Annotated in this window: 28 protein-coding genes and 1 riboswitch; of the genes, 13 read left to right on the top strand and 15 right to left on the bottom strand. The window is 74.3% G+C overall.

Annotated elements, in window-relative coordinates; translation table 11 throughout:
- Positions 1-27: 27 nt before the first annotated feature.
- Positions 28-627 (bottom strand): DUF6197 family protein, encoded by a 600-nt coding sequence (locus tag IE180_RS18610; protein ID WP_190158018.1) that lies wholly within the window; start codon positions 625-627, stop codon positions 28-30.
- Positions 628-1,031: 404 nt separating this feature from the next.
- Positions 1,032-1,190: riboswitch (cyclic di-AMP (ydaO/yuaA leader) on the top strand.
- Between the two features lie 2 nt (positions 1,191-1,192).
- Between IE180_RS18610 and IE180_RS18615 the strand changes: the two genes are divergently transcribed.
- Positions 1,193-2,065 carry a LysM peptidoglycan-binding domain-containing protein gene (locus IE180_RS18615; protein ID WP_190158019.1) on the top strand — a complete coding sequence of 291 codons (873 nt, stop codon included), beginning with the start codon at positions 1,193-1,195 and terminating at the stop codon, positions 2,063-2,065.
- Here the strand turns inward: IE180_RS18615 and IE180_RS18620 are convergent.
- From IE180_RS18620 to IE180_RS18630, 3 genes are all read right to left on the bottom strand, one after another.
- Entirely contained in the window at positions 2,049-3,353 is a 1,305-nt protein-coding gene (locus IE180_RS18620) for a phosphoribosyltransferase family protein (protein ID WP_190158020.1), read from the bottom strand. The two genes, IE180_RS18615 and IE180_RS18620, sit on opposite strands and share 17 nt — an antisense overlap.
- A 267-nt stretch (positions 3,354-3,620) precedes the next feature.
- A complete protein-coding gene (locus IE180_RS18625) occupies positions 3,621-4,217 on the bottom strand; it encodes an LURP-one-related family protein (protein ID WP_190158021.1) in 597 nt (198 codons plus the stop codon).
- A 182-nt stretch (positions 4,218-4,399) separates the two neighbouring features.
- Positions 4,400-5,164: an alpha/beta fold hydrolase gene (locus IE180_RS18630; RefSeq protein ID WP_190158022.1), complete on the bottom strand. Its 765-nt coding sequence runs from the start codon at positions 5,162-5,164 to the stop codon at positions 4,400-4,402.
- A 303-nt stretch (positions 5,165-5,467) separates the two neighbouring features.
- Between IE180_RS18630 and IE180_RS18635 the strand changes: the two genes are divergently transcribed.
- From IE180_RS18635 to IE180_RS18645, 3 genes are all read left to right on the top strand, one after another.
- Complete coding sequence (locus IE180_RS18635; RefSeq protein ID WP_190158023.1) at positions 5,468-8,017, top strand: SpoIIE family protein phosphatase; 2,550 nt, start codon at positions 5,468-5,470, stop codon at positions 8,015-8,017.
- A gap of 124 nt (positions 8,018-8,141) precedes the next feature.
- Entirely contained in the window at positions 8,142-8,390 is a 249-nt protein-coding gene (locus IE180_RS18640) for a type B 50S ribosomal protein L31 (RefSeq protein WP_190158024.1), read from the top strand.
- Positions 8,391-8,544: 154 nt separating this feature from the next.
- Positions 8,545-9,381, top strand: a complete 837-nt coding sequence (locus tag IE180_RS18645; protein WP_190158025.1) for an SDR family oxidoreductase — start codon at positions 8,545-8,547, stop codon at positions 9,379-9,381.
- A gap of 231 nt (positions 9,382-9,612) precedes the next feature.
- Here the strand turns inward: IE180_RS18645 and IE180_RS18650 are convergent, their stop codons facing one another.
- The 3 genes from IE180_RS18650 to IE180_RS18660 all read right to left on the bottom strand — a co-directional run bounded on the left by IE180_RS18650 (position 9,613) and on the right by IE180_RS18660 (position 11,128).
- Positions 9,613-10,113, bottom strand: a complete 501-nt coding sequence (locus IE180_RS18650) for a peptidylprolyl isomerase (RefSeq protein WP_190158026.1) — start codon at positions 10,111-10,113, stop codon at positions 9,613-9,615.
- 124 nt (positions 10,114-10,237) lie between these two features.
- On the bottom strand, positions 10,238-10,450 hold the full coding sequence (locus IE180_RS18655; protein ID WP_229860597.1) for a hypothetical protein: 213 nt from the start codon (positions 10,448-10,450) through the stop codon (positions 10,238-10,240).
- Positions 10,451-10,480: 30 nt separating this feature from the next.
- The gene (locus tag IE180_RS18660; RefSeq protein WP_190158027.1) at positions 10,481-11,128 is read right to left on the bottom strand and encodes a DUF6629 family protein; all 648 of its coding nucleotides are present in this window, start codon (positions 11,126-11,128) and stop codon (positions 10,481-10,483) included.
- A gap of 109 nt (positions 11,129-11,237) precedes the next feature.
- Between IE180_RS18660 and IE180_RS18665 the strand changes: the two genes are divergently transcribed.
- Complete coding sequence (locus IE180_RS18665) at positions 11,238-11,762, top strand: AMIN-like domain-containing (lipo)protein (protein WP_190158028.1); 525 nt, start codon at positions 11,238-11,240, stop codon at positions 11,760-11,762.
- Positions 11,763-11,804: 42 nt separating this feature from the next.
- Here the strand turns inward: IE180_RS18665 and IE180_RS18670 are convergent, their stop codons facing one another.
- From IE180_RS18670 to IE180_RS18680, 3 genes are all read right to left on the bottom strand, one after another.
- Positions 11,805-12,308: an NUDIX domain-containing protein gene (locus IE180_RS18670; protein WP_190158029.1), complete on the bottom strand. Its 504-nt coding sequence runs from the start codon at positions 12,306-12,308 to the stop codon at positions 11,805-11,807.
- A gap of 112 nt (positions 12,309-12,420) precedes the next feature.
- Entirely contained in the window at positions 12,421-13,098 is a 678-nt protein-coding gene (locus tag IE180_RS18675) for a response regulator (protein WP_190158030.1), read from the bottom strand.
- Positions 13,095-14,486 (bottom strand): sensor histidine kinase, encoded by a 1,392-nt coding sequence (locus IE180_RS18680; protein ID WP_229860599.1) that lies wholly within the window; start codon positions 14,484-14,486, stop codon positions 13,095-13,097. Before IE180_RS18680 ends, IE180_RS18675 begins: the two co-directional genes overlap by 4 nt.
- A gap of 134 nt (positions 14,487-14,620) precedes the next feature.
- On the opposite strand from IE180_RS18680, the gene IE180_RS18685 reads away from it, so the two are divergent.
- Both IE180_RS18685 and IE180_RS18690 read left to right on the top strand, forming a co-directional pair.
- Positions 14,621-15,529 (top strand): ABC transporter ATP-binding protein, encoded by a 909-nt coding sequence (locus IE180_RS18685; RefSeq protein ID WP_190158032.1) that lies wholly within the window; start codon positions 14,621-14,623, stop codon positions 15,527-15,529.
- Positions 15,526-16,371 carry an ABC transporter permease gene (locus IE180_RS18690; RefSeq protein ID WP_190158033.1) on the top strand — a complete coding sequence of 282 codons (846 nt, stop codon included), beginning with the start codon at positions 15,526-15,528 and terminating at the stop codon, positions 16,369-16,371. The genes IE180_RS18685 and IE180_RS18690 overlap by 4 nt, the downstream gene beginning before the upstream one ends.
- Before the next feature lie 3 nt (positions 16,372-16,374).
- Here the strand turns inward: IE180_RS18690 and IE180_RS18695 are convergent, their stop codons facing one another.
- Together IE180_RS18695 and IE180_RS18700 are read right to left on the bottom strand one after the other, a co-directional pair.
- The gene (locus IE180_RS18695) at positions 16,375-17,232 is read right to left on the bottom strand and encodes a YhjD/YihY/BrkB family envelope integrity protein (protein ID WP_190158034.1); all 858 of its coding nucleotides are present in this window, start codon (positions 17,230-17,232) and stop codon (positions 16,375-16,377) included.
- A gap of 194 nt (positions 17,233-17,426) precedes the next feature.
- Positions 17,427-17,903: a winged helix-turn-helix transcriptional regulator gene (locus IE180_RS18700; RefSeq protein WP_190158035.1), complete on the bottom strand. Its 477-nt coding sequence runs from the start codon at positions 17,901-17,903 to the stop codon at positions 17,427-17,429.
- Between the two features lie 98 nt (positions 17,904-18,001).
- Here IE180_RS18700 and IE180_RS18705 point away from each other — a divergent pair, with 98 nt between their 5' ends.
- Positions 18,002-18,493, top strand: coding sequence for a PaaI family thioesterase (locus IE180_RS18705; protein WP_190158036.1), 492 nt, complete (start codon positions 18,002-18,004; stop codon positions 18,491-18,493).
- 21 nt (positions 18,494-18,514) lie between these two features.
- Here IE180_RS18705 and IE180_RS18710 read toward each other — a convergent pair whose 3' ends face one another.
- A complete protein-coding gene (locus tag IE180_RS18710) occupies positions 18,515-18,880 on the bottom strand; it encodes a luciferase domain-containing protein (RefSeq protein ID WP_229860600.1) in 366 nt (121 codons plus the stop codon).
- 136 nt (positions 18,881-19,016) lie between these two features.
- Positions 19,017-20,186, bottom strand: a complete 1,170-nt coding sequence (locus IE180_RS18715; RefSeq protein WP_229860602.1) for a PP2C family protein-serine/threonine phosphatase — start codon at positions 20,184-20,186, stop codon at positions 19,017-19,019.
- 182 nt (positions 20,187-20,368) lie between these two features.
- On the opposite strand from IE180_RS18715, the gene IE180_RS18720 reads away from it, so the two are divergent.
- The 4 genes from IE180_RS18720 to IE180_RS18735 all read left to right on the top strand — a co-directional run bounded on the left by IE180_RS18720 (position 20,369) and on the right by IE180_RS18735 (position 23,622).
- Positions 20,369-21,238: an AAA family ATPase gene (locus IE180_RS18720; protein ID WP_190158038.1), complete on the top strand. Its 870-nt coding sequence runs from the start codon at positions 20,369-20,371 to the stop codon at positions 21,236-21,238.
- The gene (locus IE180_RS18725) at positions 21,235-22,635 is read left to right on the top strand and encodes a VWA domain-containing protein (RefSeq protein WP_190158039.1); all 1,401 of its coding nucleotides are present in this window, start codon (positions 21,235-21,237) and stop codon (positions 22,633-22,635) included. Before IE180_RS18720 ends, IE180_RS18725 begins: the two co-directional genes overlap by 4 nt.
- A 71-nt stretch (positions 22,636-22,706) precedes the next feature.
- Complete coding sequence (locus IE180_RS18730; RefSeq protein ID WP_190158040.1) at positions 22,707-22,916, top strand: helix-hairpin-helix domain-containing protein; 210 nt, start codon at positions 22,707-22,709, stop codon at positions 22,914-22,916.
- A 121-nt stretch (positions 22,917-23,037) separates the two neighbouring features.
- Complete coding sequence (locus tag IE180_RS18735; RefSeq protein WP_190158041.1) at positions 23,038-23,622, top strand: nucleosidase; 585 nt, start codon at positions 23,038-23,040, stop codon at positions 23,620-23,622.
- Positions 23,623-23,640: 18 nt separating this feature from the next.
- On the opposite strand, the gene IE180_RS18740 is transcribed toward IE180_RS18735, so the two are convergent.
- A complete protein-coding gene (locus IE180_RS18740) occupies positions 23,641-24,810 on the bottom strand; it encodes an alpha/beta hydrolase family protein (protein WP_190158042.1) in 1,170 nt (389 codons plus the stop codon).
- Between the two features lie 454 nt (positions 24,811-25,264).
- Here IE180_RS18740 and IE180_RS37520 point away from each other — a divergent pair, with 454 nt between their 5' ends.
- Positions 25,265-25,366: a putative leader peptide gene (locus tag IE180_RS37520; RefSeq protein ID WP_373302798.1), complete on the top strand. Its 102-nt coding sequence runs from the start codon at positions 25,265-25,267 to the stop codon at positions 25,364-25,366.
- Positions 25,367-25,461 lie beyond the last annotated feature (95 nt).

Consider the following 25,461-nt stretch of genomic DNA (forward strand, 5'->3'; position numbering starts at 1 on the left):
CGCCGCCCGGCCCCGGGCGACGCGGCGTCAACGGCCGGCGTGCGCGGCACGGCGGACCGTGGCGTCGAGGAGCGCCACCGCGTCGGCTCCGGTACGGCCGGGGGCCCGGTTCCACGGCCCGATCAGCCCCTGCCACCCGCGCGACCGCAGTTCGGTCATGATCCAGGCAGCCGCCTCGTTCATGGTGTCGGCGCTGCCGTGGCCGAGCCGATGGGCGGCGAGGAGGGCCCCGCAGACGCACCGGGCGCCACGCGCGTCACGCAGCTTGTACGGGGCGTTCTGCCAGCCCCACTCCGTCAGCACCAGGCGCGCGTAGCCGAGGTGGACCGAGGGGCGGATCTCGGTCCGGCCGATGCGGCGCCACGTGTGCAGCCGGTCCGGCAGGACGGCGCCGAGCCGCCCGGGGATGCGGCGCCCGGTGGGGAGCGCCGGGGGCAGGGCGGCCAGGGCGTCGGCCACGAGCCGGTCCACCGGCACGCTGAGCAGTGCCCGCCAGCTCTCCTCCGGCGGCGACTCCTGGGGGGCGGTCCAGTCCGTGACGATCCGCTGCCAGGTCGCGCTCTCGAAGAGGGCGGCCGCCTCACGGTCGAGGGCGTCGGGGCTGAGCAGGGGGGTGGAGGGCGGCATGGGGTGTCTCCTGGGTCGACTTCCTCCATCTTTCAGGATGGAATGTCTGTTTTGCGGCTTTTACCCGCACACGGAGAGTCGCCCGCCCCCGCGCCGCCCCCTCCCGCGCGAACACCTCACCACATGAATTAATACCCCATTTACCCATGAACGGAATTACGCGCCAAATAGGGACATTGCGCTTCGAGTGACAGGACTCACTCGTACGACCCGGCAGCCCGGCGGCCCCCTCCCCCACCCCGTACCGGACAAGGAAGTTCACCCCCTTCCGGACGGCATCGATCTTGAATCACCCGAATTCCGTGATCCATTTCCGGATAGCAGATCCCCCCTCCCCTTGTTATCCGTCGCATTACTGGCCTACGGTCACCTCCATTCGAGCGGAACGCCCAATCCTGCCGCCGCTCGGTAAACCTCCCTTTTCACCCGACGGCAGGAGCGGGGGACCCACGAATACGCCGGCCCGGAATCCGGAACGGCTCGGGGTGAAGCCGCGTGCGCGCGGCCGGACATCTCCCGTCCGAACCCGACAGCTCACCCCGCAGGCGCCGGAGAGGAAACCGTCATGCCTGCTCACGGTAAGCACCGCCGCCCCCGCCGCAGCCCCGTCTCCCGGGGCCTCGCCCTGGTCGGCACGGGTGGCGCCGCGCTGACCCTGCCGCTCGTCGCCCCGGCCGTCGCCGACGCCGCGCCCGTGTCCGGCGCCCCGGAGATCGCCGCCCAGTCACTCGCCGCTCCCGCCGCGCAGGCCGCCGCCAAGGCCCCGGCCGCCCCGGTCACCGCGCGCACCTACACCGTCGTGCGTGGCGACTCGCTTTCCCTGATCGCCCACAAGAAGGGAATTCAGGGGGGCTGGAAGAGCCTTTACCGTGCCAACAAGAGCATCGTGGGTGACAACCCGTCACTCATTCGCCCCGGCCTCGAACTGACGATTCGTCGGGATTCCGTCAAGGCCGCGCCGGCGAAGGCGAAGAAGTCCGCCACGACCGAACGGGCGAGCCGCTCCGAGCGCCGACCGGCCGCTCCCGCCGTCGCCACCGGTACGGGCGCCTCCGCCGCGCAGGCCGTTCCGGCCGTCGCCGCCGGCCAGGCGGCCCCTGTCGCCGCCACGAACTACGCCGACAACCTCGACGGCTGGATCCGGGAGTCGCTGGCCATCATGGGCCAGCACGGCATCCCCGGCTCCTACGACGGGATCTTCCGCAACGTCATGCGCGAGTCGTCCGGAAACCCCCGGGCCATCAACCTCTGGGACTCCAACGCCGTCGCCGGCACCCCCTCCAAGGGCCTGCTCCAGGTCATCGAGCCGACCTTCCTCGCCTACCACGTGCCCGGCACCTCCATGGACCTGTTCGACCCGGTCGCCAACATCACCGCCGCCTGCAACTACGCGGCCGACCGCTACGGCTCCATCGACAACGTCAACTCGGCGTACTGACCCTCTGGCGCCGGAAGTGCTCGGCGAACCAGGAGGCGGCGAGGTCCGCCACCTCCTCCAGGGCGCCCGGCTCCTCGAAGAGGTGGCCGGCGCCCCCCACCACGGCGAGTCGGTTCTCACAGCGCAGCAGGGCCTGGGCCCGCCGGTTGAGGTCCAGGACCATCGCGTCCGCGCCGCCCACCACCAGGAGCGTCGGGGCTCGCACCCCGGCCAGGTGCTCGGCCGCGAGGTCCGGCCGGCCACCGCGGGAGACGACGGCGCTCACGGGTGACACGGGGTCCGCGGCCGCCCACAACGCGGCGGCCGCGCCCGTGCTCGCGCCGAAGTACCCGAGCGGGAGTCCCGCGCCCTCGGTCCTCCCGGCCAGCCACTCCGTGGCCCCGGCCAGCCGCTCGGCGAGGAGCGGGGTGTCGAAGACGCGCTCCCGGTCTCCCGCCTCCTCCTCGGTCAGCAGATCGAAGAGGAGGGTCCCGAGGCCCGCCCGGTCGAGCACCCGGGCGACCGCCCGGTTCCGGGGGCTGTGGCGGCTGCTGCCGCTGCCGTGGGCGAACAGGACGATGCCGCCGGCGTCCTCGGGCACCGCGAGCCGTCCGTCGAGGGTGACGCCGGAGACCGGGATCCGGACGTCCGTGCCCTGCGCGTCGGGTCCCCGCACGGATCTGCTCCGGTCCAGACAGGCGATGACCTCGGCGTCCGGTGTCTGCGAGAAGTCCTGGTAGAACTGCCCGATCGCGAAGAAGAGGTCCGGCGTGTGCACGCTGACGGTCTCGTCGGCATCGCCGCCCACGCGGGTCGTCCATCCCCGTGGTGCCACCGGGACGGCGAGGACGATCCGGGCGGCGCCCCGGGCCCGGACCACCCGGCAGGCCGCCAGTGCCGTGGCCCCCGTCGCCAGCCCGTCGTCGACCACGACGACCGTCCGCCCGTCGAGGGGCGCGGAGGACCGGCTGCCCCGGTACCGGCGGGCGCGCTGGTCGAGCTCGGCGTGCTCACGCTCCTCCACCACGGCGAGGTCGCGGTCGCTCACGCCGGTTTCGCGGAGCACCCGCTCGTTGAGCACCCGCACGCCTCCCTCGCCGAGCGCCCCCATCGCGAGCTCCGGCTGGTGCGGCACGCCGAGCTTCCGTACGAGACAGATGTCGAGCGGCGCGTCGAGGGCGTCGGCGACCTCCGCGGCCACCGGCACCCCGCCCCGCGGAAGCCCGAGGACCACGACGTCATGGCCCTTCAGGTGGTCGAGCCGGGCGGCGAGCTGCCGCCCCGCGTCGGTGCGATCGCTGAAGAACATGGTCCGCCGCCCTTCCGCCGGTGCGCGGCTCGGGCGCGGGGAGGAACGGAGCGCCCCGTCCCCTGCCCGTCCTTCCAGGGTAGACGCGTCGTCCTCGCCGACGGGGCGCCCGGGACGGTGGGCCCGCACGGACGGCGGGTCCGCACGGACGGCGGGCCGCGCGGACGGTAGGTCCGCCCGGCAGACGGTCCGCCCGGCGAACGAGCCCACCCGACCGGCGGACCGGTGTCGGCTCGGCAGGCGGTGACCGGCGCGGTCCCGGTTCGGTCAGCGGGACTGCAGGGCGTCGAGGGCCACGGTCTGGGCTATGGCGAGGCGCGGGTCGAGCTCCGGGTCGGCTATGTCGAGCACGTACCGGTCCCGGATGCCGAAGAGCTTGTCGACGGACATGACGGTCCGCCCGCCGCCGGTGAAGTCGAAGTGGTACGGCACGACGAACGGGACGAGGTCCACGAAGGGCAGGAAGTCCCAGGCCCGCCGCAGCAGCGCCACCACCTGGTTCCGCTCCTGCCCGGTGGCCTCCCCCTCCTCGCCGTCCCGGCTCAGGTGCCAGGTGCTCCGCAGCAGGGAAGCGCCGAAGTCCTTCCGGAAGCCGCCCAGTCGGGTGCCGGAGGCGCCGACCACGTCGTACGTCGCGCCGAGGTCGACGACCTGCCGGGCCTTGAAGGTGAAGAGGACCTGGCGCCGGGACTCGTCGGTGTAGAAGGTGACGTGTTCCTTGAGCGCCATCCTCTTCGGGTGGGCGAAGGCGACGAGTTCGCCCTCCTTGCCGTCCGGTCCGACGGTGTGCACCAGGTAGCGGTTGGCCATGGGCGTCACCTTCTGCCGTACGAGGAAGCGGTGCTGCGACTGTGCGAGGCCCATCGGTCGTGCTCCTGCCGGTCGTGGACGGTCCCCGGAAGGCCATCCCCTGAGGTCGTGAGCACGATGATCCGCCGCCGGGGGACCCCGCCGCTGTCCTCGAAAGTCGTCGCCTCCGTCGACCTTCGGATGAGACCGGGACCGGAAGCCGGGCCGGAAGCCGGCACCGGAAGCCGAGGGGCGCCTCAGGCGCCCAGGAAGGCCTCGATGGCCTCCGCGAGGGCCTGCGGGGTCTCCTCGGTGGCGTGGTGGCCGGCGTCCTTGAGGACTTCGAGGCGGGCGTTGGGGTACCAGCGCAGCCAGGTGGCCTCCATCGCCTCGGCCCCCAGCGCGGGGTCGTGGGCGCCGACGACCAGCAGGACGGGCGTGGGGTTGTCGCGGACCCGCTCGTGGAAGTCGGTGCGGGACCAGGAGTCCAGATAGGCGCGGAAGGCGGTCGCGGAGGAACGGGTGAGGGAACGGTCGACGAGTACGTCCAGCCACGCGTCGTCGTGGCGCCCGCCGGTGGTGTGGTCGATGATCGCGCGCCGGTTGGCCGGCTCCTCGGCGGCTCCGGCGAAGAGCTCCCAGGTCTCCCCGTCGAGCGGGAAGCCGGCGGCGGAGACCGGGGAGACCCCGATGATCGAGCTGATCCGGTCCGGGGCGTCGAGCAGCATCAGCTGGGCCGCCTTGCCGCCCATCGAGTGACCGATGACGGAGAACGAGTCCCAGCCGAGGTCGTCGGCGACCGCGAGGGCGTCGGCCGCGACCTCCTCCATGGTGTAGGCGCCGGCGTGGTCGAGGGCGTCGCCGTAGCCCCGGCAGTCGAGGAAGGCGTACGTGCCGAGGCCGCCGTCCAGATGGGCCCGGAGCGGGGCGAAACTGGTGCGGTCACCAAACCAGTTGTGCAGCACGAGGGCCCTCCCGCGGCCCTCGCCGTGTACGTCGTACGGAAGAACCTGCCCCGTCATCGTGCCCCCTGCTCGCGAGGTCGTGCGCCGCGCGCCGACGGCGGCGGTCGACGACCGAGTGTGACGGCACGGATGCGCGGGGTCAACACCATCGGGTGGGCGCGCGGGAGCGCGCCGGCTCCGGACGGGAGGCGCCCCGACGGCCCGGGGCCGTGGAAGCGTCCCGCCGGATCCCGGAGAGGGAATCTCCTTCCCGGCCCAACCCCGGACACCGGCGCGCCTCACGTCCCGGACACCGGCGCGCCTCACGTCCCGGGCGCCGGTGCTTTCGCGTGCGTCCGGGAACGGGGGGATCCTGGCTGTGTGACCTCGCACGGCGCGTCCGGCCCCGGCCCGGCGGGCGGCACCGGGAGTCCGTCCGGGAACGGAGCCGAGAACGGGCCCGCCTCCCGTGCGCTCACATGGGCCCTCGCGGAGACGGCCCTCGCGGCGGTGGAGGGGGTCGGCGGTTACGCGGGCGGGGTGTACCTGCGCTCGGGGACCCCGGGGCTGTTGCGCCTCGCGGTCCTGGTGGGGCTGCCGGGGCCGCTGTTCCGGCCGTGGTGGCGAATGCACGCGAACCGGCCGTTCCCCGTGGCGGAGGTGCACCGCTCGGGCCAGTCCGTCCACCTCGCCGACGTCGAGGAGGCCATGCGGCGGTTCCCCCAGCTGGTGGCGAGCCTGCCGTTCCCGTTCGCCTCGCTGTACGCGCCGGTGGTCGCGGGCCGCGAGCGCTTCGGTGTGCTCGTGGCGCTGCGGGCGCCGAGCCCGGGGACGCCGGTGGACGCGCGGGACCGGAGCCGGATGACCGGGGACGCGCTCCGCCTCGGTGAGGCCCTGGCCGACCTGGCCCGGCGGGGGACGGAGATCGCGTGGCCCGGGGATCCGGTCTGCGTGCAGCTGCCCACCGGTTCGGGACCACCGGTCCGGTTCGGCTCCTTCTCCTGGGACCTGGACACGGGCACGGTCACGCTGGACGAAGGGCTCCTCGCCGTCCTCGGAGCGGATGTCTCCTCGCCCTGTTCGATCGAGGTGCTGACGTCCCTCCTCGATCCCGAGGACGGATACGCGCTGTGGGCGGCGGCCCGGCAGGCGACGGGGACGGACGGGCGGCCGTCGGTCCGCAGGCTCCGGCTGCGGGGGCCGGACGGCGGCCTCCACCTGCTCGAGGTGTCCGCGCGTGCGCGGCGGACCGTGGTGGGGACGGGAGCCGCTGGTGGAGGCGGCCGGCTGGAGGGGACGCTCGTGGACCTGGGTACGGGGCTGATCGGCTCGGACGCCACGGACCGGCTGCCGCGGGCCATCCTGGCCGTCGACCGGCTCGGCCGCGTCACCTACCTCAACGAGCAGACGGAGCACCTGCTGGGACGACCGCGCGGGGCGCTGGCGGGGCGGCCGCTGTGGGAGGCGCTGCCCTGGTTCGGTCAGCCCTTCCACGAGGAGCAGTTGCGCGCCGCCCTGCTCTCCGGTGAACCGGTGCGTTTCCTGGCCCGTCCGGAGCGGGGCCGGTGGTTGTCGGTGTCGCTCCACCCGGGCCGGGACGGGGTGACGATGGTGCTGGTCCCGGAAGAGGATCCGGCGCCCCCCGCCCCGGAAGCGAACGAGTCGGCGGCGAAAGGCGAACGGCCGGCGGGCGACGTCCTGTCCGCGCCGGGCGACCGGGCGGCCGCGCTGTACCGACCGGTGGCCCTGGCGATCGCGCTCTCCGAGGCGGTGACGGCGCGCCAGGTGTCGGCGGTGGTGACGGAGGAGCTGCTGCCGGCCTTCGGCGGACGGCAGTTGGCGATCTACCTGCTGAGCGACCGGCGGCTCTACCTGGCCTGGGAGACGGGCTTCCCGCAGGGTTTCCTCGAACCCTTCGACGGCGTGGCCCTGGACTCCCGGGTGCCGGGCGTGGAGACCCTGACGACCGGCAGGCCGCTCTTCTTCGAGTCCATGGAGCAGCTGGGGCTGGCGTATCCGGACCTCCCGATGGACTCGCACTCGGGCGCGCGGGCCTTCCTTCCCCTGATCGCCTCGGGCCGGCCGGTGGGCTCCTGCATCCTCGGGTTCGACGCCCCGCGCGGCTTCAGTCCGGAGGAACGGACCGTCCTCACGGCGCTCGCGGGACTGATCGCCCAGGCCCTGGAGCGGGCGCAGCGGTACGACACGGAGTCGGCGGTCGCGCGGGGGCTGCAGGACGCGCTGCTCCCGCACCGGCTGCCGGTGCGGGAGGGGGTGGAGACGGTGGGCCGGTACCTGCCGGGCACGCAGGGCATGGAGGTGGGCGGCGACTGGTACGACGTGATCGAGACCGGGCAGGGGCGGCTCGCCCTGGTGATCGGCGACGTGCAGGGGCACGGTGTGGCGGCCGCGGCCACCATGGGGCAGCTGCGCAGCGCCGTCCGGGCGTTCGCGCTGGGGGGGCACCGGCCGCAGGACGTGATGCGCGGCACCAACCGGCTCCTGATCGATCTGGATCCGGGGCAGTTCGCGAGCTGCTGCTACGTACTGCTCGATCCGGAGACGGGTGACGCGCGGGCGGTGCGGGCGGGGCATCCGCAGCCGCTGCTGCGGATGCCGGACGGTACGGCGCGGCCGGTGGAGCTGGCGGGCGGGATGGTCCTGGGGGTCGACGTCCGGGCGTCGTATCCGGTGACGCGGTTGCGGCTGGCTCCGGGGGCGGTCCTCGCGCTGTTCACGGACGGTCTGGTGGAGCGGCCGGGCCAGGACATCGACGAGGGGATCGGGCGGCTGAGCCGCGCCTTCGCGGCGACGGGCGCGCTGCCGCTCGCGGAGACGGCCGACCGGCTGATCCGGGAGGCGAGGGCCGCCGCGTCCCGCCCGGACGACATCGCGCTGCTGCTCGCGGCCCGGTGGGCGGACGGCGACTGAGCCGATCGCGCGGGTGTCACCCGGTCGGGCCCGTGGCGCTGGTCGGAGGCCGTGCGGCCGGGGAGGCTGGGGGTGCCGTGCCGATCAGGCCGGACCAGTCAGGGCAGTGGCCCGAGGAGGACACGTGCAGCAGGACAAGCAGCCCGATTACCACCCCGTGGTGTTCCGTGACCGCTCGGCGGGGTACGCGTTTCTGACCCGGTCCACCGCGACCAGTGACCGGACCATCGAGTGGGACGACGGCGAGACGTACCCCGTGGTCGACGTCGAGATCTCGTCCGAGAGCCACCCCTTCTACACGGGCAAGGCGCGGACCGTGGACTCCGAGGGCCGGATCGCCCAGTTCGAGCGCCGCTACGGCGAGGGGAAGTGAGGCCGTCGAGGGGATGAGGCCGCCGAGAAGGTGAGGCCGCCGGGAATCCGTCCGTGAAACTGGCCAGGAGATGGCCGGTTCGCCTTCCAGGATGAGGTCACGAAGACGGCGGGGCGCACGCGCTCCGCCACGGACTCCCTGGAGGGGGACAGCTGTGATCGTGGTGACCGGAGCGACCGGAAACGTCGGACGACCGCTGGTGGACATGCTGGTCGCGGCCGGCGAGGAGGTCACGGCGGTGAGCCGCCGTCCGGCCGAGGGACTGCCCGCCGGGGTGACGCACCGGCGGGGCGACCTGGCCGATGTCGACGGCCTCAAGGGGCTGTTCGAGGGGGCGGAGGCCGTGTATCTGCTCGTCGCGGGTCTCGGGGACGAGCTGCGTCCGCGCGAGATCGTGGCGGCGGCGGTGGCCTGTGGGGTGCGGCGGATCGTGTTCCAGTCCTCGCAACTGGTGGGGACGCGGACCGGCTCGGTGTCGCACGAGATCCTGCGCGCGTTCGAGGCGGCGGTACGGGAGTCGGGCGTCGAGTGGACGGTGCTGCGGCCCGGCGGCTTCGCCTCCAACGCCTTCCTCTGGGCCGAGCAGGTGCGCTCGGCCCGAACCGTCACGGCCCCGTTCGCCGATGTGGCGCTGCCCGTGGTGGATCCGGCGGACGTCGCCGGGGTGGCGGCAGCCGCGCTGCGCGACCCGGCGCACGCCGGGCGGACGTACGTCCTGACGGGGCCGGCCGCGGTCTCGCCGCGTGAGCAGGCGCGGGCGCTGGCCGAGGCGCTGGACGCGCCGGTGGAGTTCGTGGCGCAGAGCGCGGAGGAGGCCCGGTCGCAGCTGGTGCGGTTCCTGCCGGAGGAAGCCGTCGACGGGATGCTGTCGGTGATGGGCGAGCCCCTCGCGGACGAACAGCGGGTGAGCCCCGATGCGGAGCGGGTGCTCGGACGGGCGCCCCGGCCCTTCTCGGCGTGGGCGGTGCGGAACGTGCCGGCCTTCGCCTGAGGCTCCCGGCTCCCGGCTCCCGGCATCAGGCATCAGGCATCAGGCGACACGGCGGGGCGGGACGCGCGTCCGATGGACCGCTTTCCCGCCCCGGCCGGGTGGACGAGCGAGGGCCCCGGGCCCTCCGTCCGACCCGAAGGGCGACCGGCCCGGAAGGGCGGTCGGCCCGGAAGGGCGGTCGGCCCGGGGAGACGATTCGCCTCGGAGAGGCGGCTCAGCTCGGAGAGGCGATCAGGCCTTCACGATGCCGGACTCGGCGACCTCGATCTTGGCCTTGGTCGCGCCCGAGGCGGAGCCGAGGGACTCGATCTTCTTGACCAGGTCCTGGCCCTCGACGACCTCGCCGAAGACGACGTGCTTGCCGTCGAGCCAGTCGGTGACGACCGTGGTGATGAAGAACTGCGAGCCGTTGGTGTTCTTGCCCGCGTTCGCCATCGACAGCAGGAACGGGCGGTCGTGCTTCAGCTTGAAGTTCTCGTCCGGGAACTTCTCGCCCCAGATGCTCTTGCCGCCGGTGCCGTTGCCGTTGGTGAAGTCGCCACCCTGCAGCATGAAGTTGGGGATGACGCGGTGGAACGGGGAGCCCTCGTAGCCGAAGCCCTTCTCGCCGGTGGCGAGCGTGCGGAAGTTCTCCGCCGTCTTGGGGACGACGTCGTCGAACAGCTTGAAGGTGATGCGACCCGCGGACTCGCCGTTGATCTTGATCTCGAAGTAAACGTTCTCGTTGCTCATGAGGACATCCTGTCATTACTCACGCACGGCGCGCGCACGGGCCGCCTCCTCCCGGGTCGCGGCACGTCGGCGCCCCGCGCTCCGTCGGGAACACGGGGCACCGGCCGCCACCTGGGACGCGACGTCAGAGCAGCCCGCCGCCCTGCTGGTTCTGGAGGGCGCCCTCGGCTCCCTGGACGGTCTCGTGGAGGACGGTGGCGGTCTGGTCCTCCTGGAGGAGGCCCGTCGTGCCGGCGAGGGGGCTGTCGGCGGCGCTGGCCTGCGGCGGCGGGGTGACGAGGGCGGTGACGACGCCTGCGGCGAGGGAGGCGATGGCGAGCATGCTGCGCTTCTTCATGACCTGGTCAACTGCTGAGAGGCCGTCGGGTTACGGCCGGACGCGCCCGGATCCGCAGCCGGACGTCACCGGCCGCCGTCCGCGGGTCCAGGAGAGCAGCAGCAGGGAGGCGACCGCCGCGAGGGCGCACCAGGTGGAGACGAACGCGGTGCGCCACAGGAGGACGCAGACGGCCGCCCCGAGGCCGGTGAGGAGTCCGAGGATCCGCAGGAGCCGGTCGCGTGCGAGCAGCAGCGCGCCGACGGTGGCGAGCAGGTATCCGGCGAGGACCAGCGGCGCGTGGGGCAGGTCGACGGCGTAACCGAGGGTGTGGCCCCGGACCTCGGCCGAGACGGGGCGGACGGCGAGTCGGTACGCGAGGAAGGAGGCGGTCACGAGGCCGGCGGCGAGCGGTACGAGCAGGCGCGGCCGGTCGGTGGGGCGGGCCGCGGCGAGGACGCCGAGGGACACCCAGAGGGGCAGCAGGGGAAGGGCGATCACGGCCCAGGCGAGGGTGGCGGGGCCGGTTCCGCCACCGGCGCGCCAGACGGCGGCCTCCACGGCCTGGTGGGCGCCGAGGAGGAGGGGCAGGGCGGCGAGCGGCGCGTCTCCGGGACGGCGTGCGGAGGCCAGGGAGGCCGCGCCGACGGCGCCGATCCCGAGGCCCGCCCAGAGGTCGGCGGTCGCGCTCCAGCACATGGAGAATTTTTACCCTATATACGACAAAACAGGTGGAACCGTATCGTTGTGGTGGTTGTCTCTGCCAGTGACCCCTCTGTCCCCGGAACAGCAGAAATTGGGGGACGTCATGCATCACCGCCACACCCTCGCGGCCGTCGCCGCGGGAATCCTGCTGACCGCCGGGATCGGCGCCACGATCCCGGCAGACGCGGCCGGCACCTCGGCCCCGAGCGCCTCGCCCCCGGCCACGGCCCTGGTCGTCAACGCCCGCTGGGGCGGCCACCCCACCTTCGACCGGCTCGTGATCGACGTGCGGGGCGCCTTGCCCCCGGTCACCGTCCATCAGACCCGCTCGCTCCACTACGACGGATCGGGAAAGAGGGTCCCGCTCGCGGGGAAGTACTTCCTGGAGATCAAGCTCTCCCCCGCGGCCGCGCACGACGACGCCGGCCGGTCCGTCTACCAGGGCCCCCGGCTGCTGAAGATCCATCTGCCCGCGCTCAAGGGGGTCGCGCTGACCGGCGACTTCGAGGGCGTGGTGGGCGTCGGAGCCGCCTTCGACACCAAGCCCGAGTACAAGACCTTCCGGCTGCACTCGCCGGAGCGCTTCGTCGTCGACATCGCCCACCCTGCGGTGGGCCGCCGGGCCTGAGCGCGCGGGGTCGGGGCCCGTCCCGGCGGACGGGCCCCACGCTCACGTCCCGGCGGGTCCGCTCTCCACGTACACGGTCGACCCGGTCCTTCGCGCCCGGTCGACGGCCGCGAGACGGGCGAACTCGCGCGGGTCCATCTCCCGCTCCCACTCGCCGAGGGTCCGCAGGCGGTATTCGCTGTGTTCCTCGGGGTCGAGGACCACGGCGGCGATCTGTTCGTCCGTCAGCTCGCCCCCGTCGAAGATGAAGCCGATGTGGTTGGCCGGCCAGTCCGCGCCCCGGTCCGTGGCGAAGTGGGTGGCGAGGAGGCGCGGTTCGCCGGTGAAGACGATCCCGGTCTCCTCGTGGCACTCGCGCACCGCGGTCTCCCAGGGGGTCTCCCCCGGGTCCATGTGGCCGCCGGGCCACTGCCACGGCCGGCTCTGGTAGACGGCCCGGAGCTGGAAGGGGCGGCCGGCGGTGTCGGTGAAGTAGAGGCAGGCGTACGCCGTCGCTCTCGGCAACGTGTCGACGTACTCGGCGGGCGGCAGCCAGGTGTTCGCCATGGGCGGCTCTCTCTCGACGGACCGGATGGGTCGCCTCCATCCAAGCGGTCCGGGACGGGCGGGCCCGCTCCTCGCGAGTGGATCACCGGATCGTGTGAGCACCGCAGGTCCGTCAGACGGCGGAGACCAGGCCCGCCTCGTACGCGATGATCACCAGCTGTACGCGGTCGCGGGCGGCCAGCTTGGCGAGCAGCCGGGTGACGTAGGTCTTCGCGGTGGCGATGCTGATGTGGAGCGCCTCGGCGATCTCGGTGTTGGAGAGACCGCGTCCGACGAGGGTGAGGACCTCGCGCTCGCGGTCGGTGATCCCCTCGGCACGGCGGCGCGGGGCGGGCGGGGTCCTGGGGCGTTCGGTGAACTCCTTGATGAGGCGCCGGGTGACGCTGGGCGCGATGAGGGCGTCGCCGGAGGCGACGACGCGGACGGCGGCGAGGATGTCGTCCAGGGCCATGTCCTTGACGAGGAATCCGGACGCGCCCGCGTGGAGCGCCGCGTACACGTGGTCGTCGTCGTCGAAGGTGGTGAGGACGACGACTCGGGTGCCGGTGGGGCCCTCGGTGATGACGCGGGTGGCCTCGATGCCGTCCGTGCCGGGCATCCGCAGGTCCATGACGGCGACGTCGGCACCGGTCTCCTCGACGAGACGGACGGCTTCGGCGCCGTTCGCGGCCTCGCCGACGACGACGAGGTCCGTCGTGTCGGTGATGACCATCCGGAGCGCGGTGCGCACCAGGGGCTGGTCGTCGGCGAGGACGACGCGGACCGGCTGTCCGGCGGTGGTCCGGCTCATCGTGGGGTGGCTCCTGTGGGCAGGGGAAGGCGGGCGGTGACGCGGAAGCCCCCGCCGGGGCGGGGTCCCGCGCTGAACTCTCCGTGCAGCACCGCGACGCGCTCCCGCATCCCGGTCAGGCCGTAACCGGAGCCGGGGCCGGGGCTCACGCGCGCGTGGCCGGGGGCGGGGCCGCGGTCCTCGACGGTGAGGGCGAGGGTCTCGGGGAGGCGGTGGTCGACGGTGACCGTGCAGGAGTCGGCGCCGGAGTGCCGCACGACGTTGGTGACGGACTCCTGGACGATCCGGAACGCGGAGAGGTCGATGTCCGGGGGCAGCGGGCACGGGGCTCCGACCCTGCGGACGGCGACCCGGACACCGGCGCTTCCGGTGAGTTCGGCGAGCCGGTCGAGTGCGGCGAGACCCGGCATCTCGGGGAGTCCCCGGGCTTCGGCGGAGACGGCGGTACGGCCGGTGGTGACCAGGGGCGTCCCGGGGCGTTCCTCGGCCTCCCCGCCCCTGTCCCTGCCCGTGTCCTTGTCCGGGTCCGGGTCCTTGTCCGGGTCCGGGTCCTTGTCCGGGTCCGGGTCCTTGTTCGGGTCCGGGTCCTTGTCCGGGTCCGGGTCCGGGTCATCCGTACGCAGGGCGCCGAGCATCCGGCGCAGGCCGGCGAGGGTCTCGCGGCTCGCCGCCTCGATCTCGGTGAGGGCCTGCCGGGCGGCTTCGGGCTGGGTCGCGATGACCCGGCGGGCGGCCCCCGCCTGGAGGGCGACGATCCCCATGCTGTGGGCGACCGTGTCGTGCATCTCCCGGGCGATCCGGAGGCGTTCGGTGGTGACGGCCTGTTCGGCGGCCTGGGCGCGGGTCTGTTCGGCGTATTCCCGGGCCTGCCCCTCCGAACGGCCGAGGAGCCAGGCCACGAGGGCGGTCAGGGCGACCGCGAGGGTGCTCGTGGTGCCGGCGCTCCAGCCGGCGAGCAGGCGGACGGCCACGTAGGCGACGAGCAGTCCGAGGGCGAGCAGGAGCGCCCGCCGTGCCTCGGGGCGGGGGCGGGCGGCGGCGATGGCGTAGAGCGCGACGTCGACCGCGAGGTACTGGGCGAAGGGGATGGCGGTGACGCCGAGGGGGGTGGAGGCGATGACCGAGGCGACGAGGAGGTGGTTGAGGGCGGCGGTCGGACGGCGGGCGAGGAGGGCGCCGCCGCGCAGGGTGAGGAGGGTGGAGACCGCCAGCATGGCGAGGCCGTCCCAGCGCAGGATGACGAAGCCGGGGAAGACGTCCGGCTCCTCCTGGCCGGGCACGCGAATCCGGAGGAGGGCGGTGAAGACGATGCCGGCGCCCCAGGCGACGGCGGCCCACCCACCGGGGGCGACCCTCTTGTGGAACGGCGCTGACGGGGTGACGGACATGCGGTGATCGTAAGCGGCGGGCCCTCTCCCGGGCATCGGACCAGGGGTGTACGACCTGGGGTGACACGGCCCGCCGTCGATTGTCCGTGCTGGTCCGATGCCCGGCGCGGGGCCGGGACGGCACGGTTGTGTCCATGATCGAAGTCAGGGAACTCACCAAGCGCTACGGCTCCACGACCGCCGTCGACGCACTCGCCTTCACCGTCCGGCCGGGCCGGGTCACCGGATTCCTCGGCCCCAACGGATCGGGCAAGAGCACCACCTTGCGGATGATCCTGGGGCTGCACACGCCGACGAGCGGCTCGGTGACCGTCGACGGCCGGCCGTTCACGGACCGGCCGCGCGGCCTGCGGCACGTCGGCGCGCTCCTCGACGCCGGGGACGTGCACGGCGGCCGCACCGCGCGGGCGCACCTGGCGGTCCTGGCGCGCAGCAACCGCCTCCCGCTCTCCCGGGTCGACGAGGTCCTGGAGGAGGTCGGGTTGGCGGGGGCGGCCGAGCGCCGGATCGGCGGGTACTCGCTGGGCATGCGGCAACGGCTCGGCATCGCCGGGGCACTGCTCGGCGACCCGCCGGTGCTGCTGTTCGACGAGCCGCTGAACGGCCTCGACCCGGAAGGCGTGAAATGGGTGCGGGGACTGTTCCGGCGGCTGGCGGCGGAGGGCCGCACGGTCTTCGTGTCGAGTCATCTGATGACGGAGATGGAGCACACGGCGGACGAGTTGGTGGTCATCGGCCGGGGAGCGCTGATCGCGGCGGAGAGCCTGTCGGAGTTCGCCGCGCGGGGCAGGCGCCTGAGCGTGACGGTGGGCACTCCGGACCGGGTGCGCCTGACGGCGTTGCTGCTCGGGGAGGGCGCGGAGGTCGAGGAGGAGGCCGGTCTGCTGACGGTGACCGGGCTCTCGGCGGCCCGCGTCGGCGAACTGGCCCTGGCGCACCGGGTACTGCTCGACCAGCTCACCTCCCGTACGGCCTCCCTGGAGGAGGCGTTCATGGAACTGACCGCCGACAGCGTCGAGTACCCGGCAGGAGACGCCCGATGACGACCCTCGATCTTCCCGTGGCCTCCGTGGTGGAGGAGCCCCGTGCCCGTTTCCGTGACCTGGTGGGGTCGGAGTGGCTGAAGCTGTGGTCGCTGCGTTCGACGGGCTGGTCGCTGCTGCTCGGCGCGCTCGTCGTGGTCGCCTTCGACTTCGGCACCGCCTGGGACCACTACCGCTACTGGTTCCAGTACGACGAGGGGAGCCGGGCCGCGTTCGTCGCGAACGACATGGCGCTGTGGGACGCCTTCACGTACAACGCGGCGCTGGTCCTGATCCTCGCCTCGGCCGCCATGGGGGCGGTCGCGGTGGTCGGCGAGTACGGCAGCGGACTGATCCGTACGACGTTCACGGCGGTGCCGGCACGGAGCGCGCTCATGGCCGCGAAGGTGCTGGTCGTGGCGGCGGTGCAGGCCGTGTTCGGGGCGGTGGCGGCCCTCGGGTCGTTCTGGTCGACGCAGGCGATGCTGTCGGCCCGGGACGTCGGGCTGCCGATCACCCACCCGGGGGCGGGGCGCATCGTGGTGGCCTCGGCCCTGCTCGCCCCGGTGTGCGCGGTGGCCGGGATGGCGGTCGGCGCGCTGCTGCGGAAGGGCGCGGTGTCGATCGTCGGCTCCGTGGTCCTGCTCCTGCTGCTGCCCGCGGTGCTCTCGGACCGGCGTCACCTGACGGCGGTGCTCGCGCACGCGACGCCGTTGCACGCCTGGCAGCGGCTCGGGGACGCGGGGCCGCCCGCCGAGGAGTTGTTCCCCTGGTCGGCGGGCGGCGCGTGGCTGGTGTTCGCCCTGTGGGCGCTGGGCGGGGCGGCGGTGACGGTCCTCGCGGTGCGGGGCCGGGACCAGTAGGGGTCACCTGGGGCGCCGCAGCCGGCGGAGGACGAGGTGCTCGTGGACGAGGCGCCCGGCGAGGGCGCCTCCGTACACGACGAAGCCGACGCCGACGAGCCAGGACTGGAGGACGAGGACGGTGCCGAACTGACCGTACGTCACGGCGTTCGAGGCGATCAGCGGGGAGAAGACGAGCTGTGAGAAGACCCGCAGCCCGAGCAGCCCGAGGGCCGTGAGCACGCCGCCGGGGGCGAGGGCGCGCCAGCGGATGCGGCCGCAGAGCAGGAAGCGCTGGGACCACCAGAAGAAGACGAAGGTGCCGAGGAGGTCGCCGAGGGCGACGAGGGCGGTGACGCCCGCCGACGCGTTCTCGGGGGTGGGGAAGGCGACGAAGAGCAGCAGGGACGCGATGAGGACGCCGAGCCAGACGACGTGCCGCCACATGGTGTGCCAGCGGGCGGTGGGGAGGTCCCAGACCCGCTCGTACCCGGTCTGTACGGCGGATCCGAAGGTGACGCCGAAGGCTGCGAGGGCGGCGAGGCCGAAGGCGGTGGTGCGTTGCAGTGCCTGTCCCGGCTGGCCGAAGAGCCGTTCCACCTCCTCCTGGGAGACCTCGGAGACGCCGAGGCCCTGGACGAGCCAGCGGGCGAAGCCGTGGCCGCTGGCGAGGTCGGCCGCGGCGATGACGATGAGCAGGGGGACGAGGGTGAGGAGGCTGAGCGCCGCGAAGCCCATGGCGCGGTGCATGAGTTCCATGGCCCGGCCGCGGCTCCAGGCGAGGCCGACCGAGGAGGCAAGCACGCGCGCGTGGAGCCGTGCGAACCAGTGGCCGTGTTCGGCGGGGGCACCGCCGCGCGGCGGACCGGGTGTGGAGGGCATGCCTGGTGAGGTACCCGGCGGGACGCCGGGACATCTCAGGGGTGGGGCCGAACGGGTGGGCGGTTCCCGGATCGGAGCAGGGGGCGGCCTCGGCCCGGGCGAGGGGACGGCCCTCGGCCCGGGTCAGGGAGGCATCCCGGAGCGGAGCAGGGGGACGGCCCTCGGCCCGGGTCGGGGAGCCGTCCCGGCTCGGGTCACCGGGACGGGAGCGGGCGGGCGCCGGGGCCGGGGCGGACGGTGACGTCACGGGCGGTGAGGGTGGCCCGTTCCTCGCCCTCGCACTGGACGACGACGCGGACGGGGGCGCCGCAGTCGGCGTGCCGGATGTCGAGGACCGGGCCCTCGGGCTCGGCGGCGTGGGTGTCGCCCCACTGCTTGAGGGCGAGGAGCACGGGCCAGAGGTCGACGCCCTTGCGGGTGAGCCGGTACTCGTTGCGGGTGCGGGCGCCGGGTTCGCGGTAGGGCTCGCTGCGCAGGACCCCGGCGGCGACGAGCTTGCGGAGGCGGTCGGCGAGGACGGCTTCCGAAAGGCCGAGGTGGTGGCGGAACTCCTCGTACCGGCGGACGCCGTTGAAGGCCTCGCGCAGGATGAGCAGGCTCCATTTCTCGCCCACGACGTCCAGGGCACGGCGGACCGGGCAGTTCTCCGTATCCGTCTCCAGCCAGTTCATCCGCCCACTGTAGCCAGCTGGCTCTGTCGTTGACAGTCAGCTGACACGACAGCTAGCTTCGCCATACAGAGTCAGATGGTCGGCGGAGTGGAGTGGTGATGGGGCGGTCACGCACGGTCGAGTGGGAGGACGCCGGGGCCACCGCGCGCGCCGCGAGGTCGATGGCGGGCATCGACTTCCTGCGGGAGATGGTGGCGGGCCGACTGCCCGGGCCGCCGATCGCCGCCCTGCTCGGCTTCACCCTGGAGGAGGTCGAGCCGGGGCACGCGGTGTTCGTACTCGAACCCGGCGAAGAGCACTACAACCCGATCGGCAGCGTGCACGGCGGGGTCTACGCGACCCTGCTCGACTCGGCCGCGGGCTGCGCGGTGCACAGCACGCTCCCGCAGGGCACGGCGTACACCTCGCTCGACCTGTCGACCCGTTTCCTCCGCCCGGTCACGATGGACACGGGCAAGATCCGGGCCGTCGGCACCGTGCTGTCGCAGGGGCGCCGCACGGCACTGGCGGAGGCCGCCCTGTACGACGCGGAGGACCGGCTCCTCGCCCACGCGACGAGCACGTGCATGCTCTTCCCGGTCCCCTCGTAACCCCGCCGTTCCCCGGGGAGGTCAGCGGGTGCCGGGGACCGGGAGGGTGCGGGTGCAGCCGTCCGGGGCGACGTCGGGGACGCCGTTGGCCTGGAGGGCGGCGCTCACCAGGGTGGCGAGCAGGTCGATGTCCGAGCCCATGTCCAGACGGACCGTCACCCAGCCCGATCCGGCCCGCAGCCGGACCGCGCTCGACCCGAGGAGGGCCGGGCGCAGCTTCGCGACCATGGCGCGCGTGAGATGGACGTCCGCCTCGTGTTCACCGTGGAAGTGGACGATCTCCTGCGTCCCGCTGCCCAGTCCGAGCTCGGCGCCGCAATGGGCGCGGCCGGGGATCAGCGAGGGCCAGCTCATCAGACGTTCACTGGCATGCCTGGCCGTGTTCATACGAGGAGCGTGCCGGGCCGCGGGGCCGTGCACAAGCGTCCTGCCGCAACAATCCCGCCGCGGCGCGAAACAGACCGTCGGCGGGGGTGGCGTGACCCTCCGTCACGGCTGCGCGTGGGGGTGGGGTGACTCCGCGTCACGGCGTGGGGCGGGCGCGGACGCGGGCGGCGAGGACGGCCACGTCGTCCTCCGCGTGATGCGCGCCGAGGCGGTGGAGCACCTCTTCGACGACCTGCTCGGGGCCGGAGCCGGCGGGGAGCCGGAGGGCGGCGAGGCGGGCGAGCGACAGGTCGATGTCCTCCCCGCGCCGCTCCACGAGGCCGTCGGTGAAGATCAGCAGGGTCTCGCCGGGAGGGAGCGGGCGCGTGGTGGGTTCGTAGCCTCCGACGCCGGTGCCCAGCGGCGGTCCCACGGGGAGGTCGACGATCCGGGCGGAGCCGTCCGGGCCGAACACGGCGGGCGGCAGATGCCCGGCGCTGGCGAAGGTCGCGGTGCCGCGCCCCGGATCCACCTGGACGAGCAGGCAGGTGGCGGGGCGGCGGGCATCGTCCTCGGCGACCACCGAGTCGAGGTGGCGCAGCACCCGGTGCGGCGGCAGGTCGGTCGCGGCGGCCTCGCGGAGCGCGGTGCGGTAGGCGTTCATGTCGACGGCCGCGTCGAGCCCGTGGCCCATCACGTCGCCGACGACGAGAAGGCTGCGGCCGAAGTGGAGGCGCACGGTCTCGAACCAGTCGCCGCCCACGAGGGCGCGGGGGCCCGCCGGGAGGTAGCCGCCCGCGATCTCCAGGTTGGGGTGCGGCCGGCCGGGTTCGGCGACGAGGGCGCGCTGGAGGTGGAGCGCGGTGTCCTCGGTGGCGACGAGACGGCGTGCGTGACCGAGGTGCCGGGCGGCCAGCCGGGCGGCCTGCCGGAGGACCGCGACCTCGTCTGCCGAGAAGCCGGGTCCGTGGCGCGTGACGCTCACGGTCCCGAGGGGGGCCTCGTCGTGGACGGCGAGGGGGACGGCGAGACCGGGGGCGTCCGGGGGCACGGCGGCGGCCCGGGGCTCGTCGGCCCCCGCACGGGAGGCCCGGGAGACGGCCGGGGCAGGGGCTCCGGGGGGCGGGGGGCCGGTCGAGGCCGCGCGGCGGGCCGGGGCTCCCGGTGCGTCGAGCAGGTCGACCGTGACGCCGCCGTGGAGGTGGCGGGCGAGGAAGGCCGCGAGTTCACGGCAGGTGGTCGTCTCGTCGAGCGTCGTGCCGATCTCGCCGATCGCCTGCTCCAGGGCCCGCACCCTGGCCAGGAGGACCTCGTCCCGTTCCGTCACGACACCTCCACCGCCGTGCGGGCCTCCGGGTCGCGCACCCGGTCCCCCCATTGCACCACCGCCCGGCCGCCCCACGCTCGGCACGGAGCCCGCGCGGGACGGTTGTGCGGTGGCGCCCGATCTGATCGAGTACAGCCGAGGCTACTGGCCAGTAAGAGATTCCGCTTCCCCGGGGGACAGCCATGACGACCGGATTCTTCACCTCCGTCGACGACGTCGCCGAACGGCTCGCCGCGACCGGCTACCTGGCGTCGCCGGCCGTCGCCACCACCGTCTTCCTCGCCGACCGCCTGGGCAAGCCGCTGCTCGTCGAGGGCCCGGCCGGCGTCGGCAAGACACAGCTCGCCAAGGCCGTCACCGAGGTCACGGGGGCGCGGCTGGTCCGGCTGCAGTGCTACGAGGGCGTGGACGAGTCCCGCGCGCTGTACGAGTGGAACCACGCCAAGCAGCTGCTGCGCATCACGGCCGGGCGGGGCGAGTCCTGGGACGAGACGCGGACGGACGTCTTCGGCGAGGAGTTCCTGCTCCCCCGGCCGCTGCTCACCGCGATCCGCTCCGAGGAGCCGACGGTGCTGCTCGTCGACGAGACCGACAAGGCCGACGTCGAGGTGGAGGGACTGCTCCTGGAGGTGCTCAGCGACTTCCAGGTGACCGTGCCCGAGCTCGGCACGATCATGGCGACGCGGCGGCCGTTCACCGTACTCACCTCGAACGCCAGCCGCGAACTGTCCGAGGCGCTGCGCCGCCGCTGTCTCTTCCTGCACATCGGTTTCCCCGAGGAGGAGCTGGAGCGCAGGATCGTGACCCTCAAGGTCCCCGGCCTCGACGCCGAACTCGCCGCGTCCGTCGTGCGGGTCGTGGGGGCGCTGCGGGCGATGGACCTGCGGAAGGCTCCGTCCGTGTCGGAGACGATCGACTGGGCCCGCACGCTGCTCGCGCTCGGCGCGGACCGGCTGGACGAGCGGATCGTACGGGAGACCCTCGGCGTCCTCCTCAAGCACCAGGAGGACATCGTGAAGGCGGCGGCCGGGCTCGACCTGGACGTGGCGTGAGCCCGGCGGGCGGGCCGAGCCCTGACGCCGCCGGGGCCGCGGCGCGGCTCACCGGGCTCGTCGCGGCCCTGCGCGCGCACGGGTTCGGCATCGGGACCGGGGAGACCGTGGACGCGGGACTGGCCCTCGAAGCCGTCGGCTTCGCCGAACGGGAACTCGTCCGGGAGGCCCTGGCGGCGACGCTGCTCCACGGAGAGGGCCAACGGACGGTGTTCGACCAGGTCTTCGACCTGTACTTCCCGCTCGGCGGCGCTCCCGGCCCGGCCGAGGCGCACGGGAGCACGCCCGCGGACCTCGCCGCGCTGCGGGACCGGCTCGCCGAGGCCCTCACGGCCGGAGACGGCGCCGCGCTCGACCGGCTGGCCGCCGAGGCGGTGGGCGGGTTCGGCGGCTACGGCTCCGGCCCCGAGTCGGACGGCTGGTCCTCGTACCGGACGCTCTCCCGGCTGCGCCCCGAGACGCTGCTCGCGCGGGTGCGCGAGCGGCTGCGCGCGACGGCCGCGGCCGAGGGCCCCGAGTTCACCGAGCGGCTGCTCGACGACGAGATCCGGCGGCGCATCGAGGGCTTCCGGGAGCGCGTGCGGACCGAGGCCCGGCGGCGCGTCGCCGAGCGGCAGGGCCGTGACCGGGTCGCGCGGCGGGCGGTCGCGGGGACGGCGGACGGCGTGGACTTCCTGCTGGCCGGACGGGCGCAGCTGGACGAGTTGCGGCGTACGGTACGGCCGCTGGCGCGGAAGCTGGCCACCCGGCTCGCGGCGCGGCGGCGCCGGGCCGCGCGCGGGGAGATCGATCTGCGGCGGACCCTGCGCGGCTCGCTGTCGACCGGGGGCGTGCCGGTGCGCCCTGTCCTGCGCCGGCGCCGCCCCCGGCGCCCCGAACTGGTCCTGCTGTGCGACGTGTCGGGCTCGGTGGCCGGTTTCGCACAGTTCACGATGCTGCTGGTGCAGGCCCTGCACGACCAGTTCAGCCGCGTGCGGGTCTTCGCCTTCGTCAACCGGGTGGACGAGGTGACCGGGCTGATCGCGCGGGGCGCGGCCGACCCGGCGGCGCTCGGCGACCGCATCCTCGCGGAGGCGGAGCTCACGGGGTGGCACGGGCAGAGCGACTACGGGACGGCGCTCGGGGAGTTCGCCGATCGGTACGCGGAGGCGGTCGGCCCGCGCACGGTCGTCTTCGTCCTCGGCGACGCCCGCACCAACGGCGCCGACCCGAACCTCGCGGCGCTGCGTCTCGTCGCGGACCGTGCGCGCCGGGTCCACTGGCTCAACCCCGAGCAGCCCTCGCTCTGGGGGACGGGCGACTCGGTGGCCCCCGCCTACGCCGAGCTCGTGGAGATGCGCCCGTGCCGCAACGCCCGGCAGCTGGGGGAGCTGATCGGCCGGCTGCTCCCGGTGTGACGGCGGGGCCCGCCCCCGTTCCCCACGCCGTCGACCGGCCCGCCGCTCCGCTCCCGTGGCACGATCTGTCCATGGCGAACGAATCCGACCGGCCCGGGACGGACCTCCCTCGTGGAATCGGCGCGCCCGCGACCCGCGCGCTCGTCGCGGCCGGGTACACCCGGCTCGCGCAGCTCGCCGGCGTGCCCGCCGGCGAGCTGGCCGCGCTGCACGGCGTGGGACCGAAGGCCCTGCGCGTGCTGGACGAGGCGCTCGCGGAGCAGGGTCTTTCCCTGGGCTGAGGGCCGCACGGCGGTACGGGCTGAGGGCCGCACGGTCGTACGGGCTGAGGACCGCACGACGATACGGACTGAAGGCCGCCCGGTTGTACGACGGACGGCCCTTCGAACTAGCGTGGCCCCCATGGAACTCTTGGGAGAGATCACGGCCGACCGCCCCCTGCTCGTCCTCGCCGTCAAGGAGGAGGCGCAGTTCCTCGACACGGAGCTGCCCGTCCTGCTCACCGGCATGGGCAAGGTGAACGCGGCGACCGCGCTCGCCACCGTCCTCGGCCGGGGCCCGCGGCCGTCCGGGATCGTGAACCTCGGGACGGCCGGAGCCCTGCGGCCGGGCTGGACCGGGACGCACGTCGTCGGCACGGTGGTGCAGCACGACCTCGACGGCGAGCTGCTCGCCACGCTGACCGGCGAGACGTACGGCGCTCCGCTGGCGCTGCCGGACGGCGGTGACGTGGTCCTCGCCACCGGTGACACGTTCGTCTCCGACGAGGCGGCCCGCGCCCGGCTCGCCGCGCGGGCGCCGCTGGTCGACATGGAGGGGTACGCGCTCGCCTCGGCGGCGGAACTCGCCGGGGTGCCGCTGCGCATCGTGAAGCACGTCAGCGACGAGGCCGGCGAGGGCGCCGCGCGCACCTGGCGGGAGTCGGTCGCCGAGTGCGCGCGGGCGCTGGCCGACTGGGCGGAGGCGAACACCCCGTACCGCTCCTGACCTCCGCCCGGGAGCGGCTCAGGGGTGCTGGAAGTGGACCTCCGGGTTCTCGGGCGTCGGACCGTCGAGGACCGGGCGCGAAAGGCCGCGCAGGTGCCGGTCGAAGAAGGCCGCGACGTAGGTCCGGGTGACGGCGACGGCCCGGTCGGCGGGCAGTTCCGGCTGGGGCAGGCCGAAGTGACGTGCGAGCACGGGGCCGTCGGAGAAGGTGAAGTGTTCGGATCCGGCGACCGTGATCCAGCGCTTCCAGCCGTCGAGCGCGGTCCACGTCCGGTCCCAGGTGGCGTCCTGTCCGCCGGGCAGGTGCATGCCGTCGTGGGTCCCGAGCATCAGGAACGGGCGGCCCCGCAGGCCCTCCGCCGGGAGGTCCTGCCAGAAGGCGCCGTCCATGTTGATCCCGGCGTCGATCCGAGGATCGGCCACCATGGCGGAGGCCGCGCTCGCCCCGCCGATGGAGTGCCCGGCCATGCCGACGCGACGCGCGTCGATCGCGTCGGCGTACCGCCAGACGGGCTCGGGCCCGGTCAGGCGGTCCAGGACGTACCGCATGTCGGCGGCGCGCGTGGAGGTGACGACGCTGCCGTGCACCCCGCCCTCGAGGGCCGTGCAGGCGACGCAGGTGAGGGTGCGGCCGCCGGGAAGGCTGATCCCGTACGACTCGTAGGCGTGGTCGACGGAGGCCACGACGTACCCCCGCGAGGCGAGGTCCTCGGCGAGGTGGGTGAGCGTCCAGCGGGAGACGCCGAAGCCCGGCGAGAGCAGCGCCAGGGGGTGCCGGCCGGGCGCGGGCCCGACGCCGGTCCTGCTGTGGGTGCGGGTGCGGGCGAGGACGTCGCCGGAGACGCCGGGCCCGAGCTGCCCGGCGAGCAGCCGCGCCTCCTCCCTCGTGGCGTACGGGGCGGGACGGCCGCCGCCGGGGTGGGCGGCCGGGTAGTGCAGCGTGACCATGAGCGCCCGGCCGTCGGCGGTGGGCACCCACGGGTCGGTACGGGAGCGGTCGACGAGCGGCAGCACCGTGCTGCCGACGGCGTACGGTCCGGTGGGCGCCGGCAGCGTGGCCGCCCGCGCGGCCCGCGCCGGAGCCCCCGCCGCGGGCCGGTCCGGGACGGCCGCGGTGGCGACGCCGGCCGGTAAGGCGAGGGAGCAGACGAGAACGGCGGCCGCGGCCGCCCTGGTGACTCGGATCATGGGAGCACGCTAGGCCCGGGTGCCGGACCTGTACGTCCGCCCACGGGTCCACCTTCGGTCGGCCTGGGGTATGACACGGGGTCCGCCCCGGGGCGGACCGGCGGGCCCCCGCCCGGGACGGACCGGCGGGCTCCGGGCCGGGGCGGACCGGCGGGCCCCCGGGGCGAGCCGACGGCCTTCCGCACGGAACAGGCCACCAGGCCCCTGCCCCGCCAGGCCCCTGCCCCGCCCAGCACGGGCCACCAGACTCCCGCCCGGGACAGGCCGACGGGCTCCGCCCGGCGGGCCGGTGGTCGTCGGTCCAACTCCTCGCGCCCCGTGCGGTCCTGACGTCCCGGCGGGCGGAACGGTCTTGACAGTGCGGAAGGCGGCCTGTCTATGGTGAGGCGTCCCCGCCCACGCATCCGGGCGGGGCCGTGACCGGGGGGAGGCGCACGTGCTCGCAGTGATCGCCGTGGCGCTCGTTCCCGCCCGTTCGCGTGCCCGTCTGGTCTGCCGCCGGCACGTCGACCTCTGCCGTACCTCTTCGGCCATCTGTCCTTCCCCTCGCGCCTGACCCCGCCCCGCGTGGGTCCGCGCGTCCCGTGACGTCCCGTCGCCCGGCCCCGTGCAGCCGTGCCCCGCGCCGCTGCCGTGCCGTCGCGCGTCCCT

This window comes from Streptomyces litmocidini, assembly GCF_014649755.1.
Taxonomy (GTDB): Bacteria; Actinomycetota; Actinomycetes; order Streptomycetales; family Streptomycetaceae; genus Streptomyces; species Streptomyces litmocidini.